2 protein-coding genes and 1 pseudogene are annotated in these 2,480 nt (G+C 42.3%); all 3 read right to left on the reverse strand.

Features of this window, described 5'->3' with window-relative positions; all coding sequences use genetic code 11:
- Positions 1 to 329: 329 nt before the first annotated feature.
- Entirely contained in the window at positions 330 to 494 is a 165-nt protein-coding gene (locus ACTBDZ_RS16995; RefSeq protein ID WP_438816172.1) for an ash family protein, read from the reverse strand.
- Between the two features lie 146 nt (positions 495 to 640).
- Entirely contained in the window at positions 641 to 1,807 is a 1,167-nt protein-coding gene (locus tag ACTBDZ_RS17000) for a nucleotide sugar dehydrogenase (RefSeq protein WP_438816173.1), read from the reverse strand.
- Positions 1,808 to 1,854: 47 nt separating this feature from the next.
- Positions 1,855 to 2,163, reverse strand: a pseudogene (locus ACTBDZ_RS17005) (protein CapI); the annotation flags it as partial.
- Between the last annotated feature and the right edge of the window lie 317 nt (positions 2,164 to 2,480).

A 2,480-nucleotide genomic window follows, 5' to 3' on the forward strand; every position in this document is an offset into this window, starting at 1 on the left:
GCCTTGTTATAGGAGGGCCAGTTAGTGATTTTAAAATTTTGTTTTGCCATGGAGACCTGATTTTGAAACAACTATGGTGATCTGATCCGATGATTACCCAAACTTTCTATTTATTCAACAAAGCCCTACACGCTACATTTTCTATCATTCTCGCACCTTCTGTCATTCATTCCCGCGAAAGCGGGAATCTCCCACAGGGCAAATACATTCTCTGCGGGAGCTCTCGCATAATCAACCGCTTACAGTATCTGCGCTAAAAGGAACGGTCAATAACGGGTGAGTATGGTTCAGGATTGTAGCCATAAGGCAGCCTCCGATGAGTATCGTATTTACCCACCACCAGAGGTTCCAATCTCTCGGGTGGTGGAACCGGACGGAGTTGGAACTACCGGCCTCATCGACACCGGCGCATCTTGCGATGCCCCCGCCCGGCCCACCATAGAAGTACAGCTAATCGAATGACACAAAAAAAGCGCAGATGCGCTTGGTGTCATCGATGAAGTCAGGCAGGGTTCCAATTCTGGCACCTGATTTTGCAGGTGCACATTAACGACACCACCATCGTCGGTGAGTGGCAAGGGGTTTACTGCTTCAGTAACTGAATGCTGTTCGCAAATCTCCACTTCTTTAGCAAACTTAATTAATCTGAACCGAAAAGATCGCGGGTATACACTTTATCTGCGACATCCGCCAATTCCGATGTCATACGGTTAGAGATAATTACATCTGCCATTTCTTTAAACGCATCAAGATCACGGATAACCCGAGAACGGAAGAATGTGTCTTCCTTAAGTACAGGTTCATAAACAACGACTTCAATACTTTTGGCTTTAATACGCTTCATCACCCCTTGAATGGCTGATGCACGGAAATTATCTGAGCCCGCTTTCATCACCAAGCGATAAACGCCCACCACTTTGGGCTCACTATCGATAATAGAATCCGCGATAAAATCTTTGCGGGTGCGGTTTGCTTCAACAATCGCGCTAATCAGGCTATTAGGTACGCTGGCATAGTTAGCCAGCAGTTGCTTGGTATCTTTAGGCAGACAATAACCACCGTAACCAAAAGAAGGGTTGTTATAGTGGCTGCCAATGCGAGGATCCAGTCCCACACCATCAATAATTTGTTTGCTGTCTAAACCGTTAATCTGAGCATAGCTGTCAAGTTCGTTGAAATAGGCTACACGCATTGCCAAATAGGTATTAGAAAACAGCTTGATTGCTTCTGCTTCAGTTGAGTCCGTGAATAAGACCGGCACATCTTTTTTGATAGCACCTTCGAGTAACAGGTTAGCGAACTGCTCTGCTCGCGCTGAGCGTTCACCTACAACGATACGCGATGGGTAGAGGTTATCGTGCAGCGCTTTGCCTTCGCGTAAAAACTCCGGGGAAAAAATGATGTTATCGGTAGTGTATTTATCTTTAACCGATTTGGTAAAACCAACAGGCACTGTAGATTTAATGATCATTACAGCACTTGGATTGATTGCCAAAACATCACGAATTACTGATTCAACTGACTGCGTGTTAAAATAATTAGATTTAGGGTCATAATCAGTTGGGGTAGCAATAATGACAAAATCAGCCCCCAAGTAGGCTTCTTGTTTATCAAGAGTAGCTAAAAAACTTAGTTTTTTCTCACTTAAAAATCGCTCGATCTCATTATCAACAATAGGTGACTGTTTATTATTTAATAACGTAACTTTCTCTGCCACAACATCCAATGCTACAACTTCATGATATTGAGATAATAATATGGCATTTGAAAGACCTACATACCCTGTACCTGCAATTGCTATTTTCATTTTCAAACCGTTTAAATTAAATTTTTCCATCATCAAACAACAAATAACTAACTGTTATAAAATTCCCTATACCATTCAACAAAACGCGCAACGCCCTCATCTATATTTACTTTCGGTTGGTAACCTGTTACTCTAAATAGATCTTCAGTATCGGCCCAGGTTTGGTAAACATCACCTAGTTGCATAGGTAAAAAATTCCGCTTCGCTTCTATTCCCAATGTCTTTTCAAGTGCAGTAACGAAATCCATTAACTTTATAGGGCTACCATTACCAATATTATAGATCCGATATGGTGCAGAGCTTGTGGCTAGACTTCCTGATTCAGGAGTCCATTGAGCATTGCGCGTAGGAATAACGGCTTTGTTGAATAAATAGAAAGTTTGGGTAATCATGGCTTTGTTGAATAAATAGATTTTATGCTGGCAGCCAAGTGAAACGACGGATCCTAGCAACGCAAAATCATGCAGTTAGGCCCCATGAGAAAACTGTACACCTAAGATGACAAGCATTTTCTACCAAAACTGGCATAGAAAAACAGCATGATTACGGCTTTGTTGAATAAATAGATTTTATGCTGGCAGCCCAGTGAAACGACGGATCCTAGCAACGCAAAATCATGCAGTTAGGCCTCATGAGAAAACTGTACACCTGAGATGACAAGCATTTTCAACCA

The organism is Symbiopectobacterium sp. (assembly GCF_051710365.1).
Classification (GTDB): domain Bacteria; phylum Pseudomonadota; class Gammaproteobacteria; order Enterobacterales; family Enterobacteriaceae; genus Symbiopectobacterium.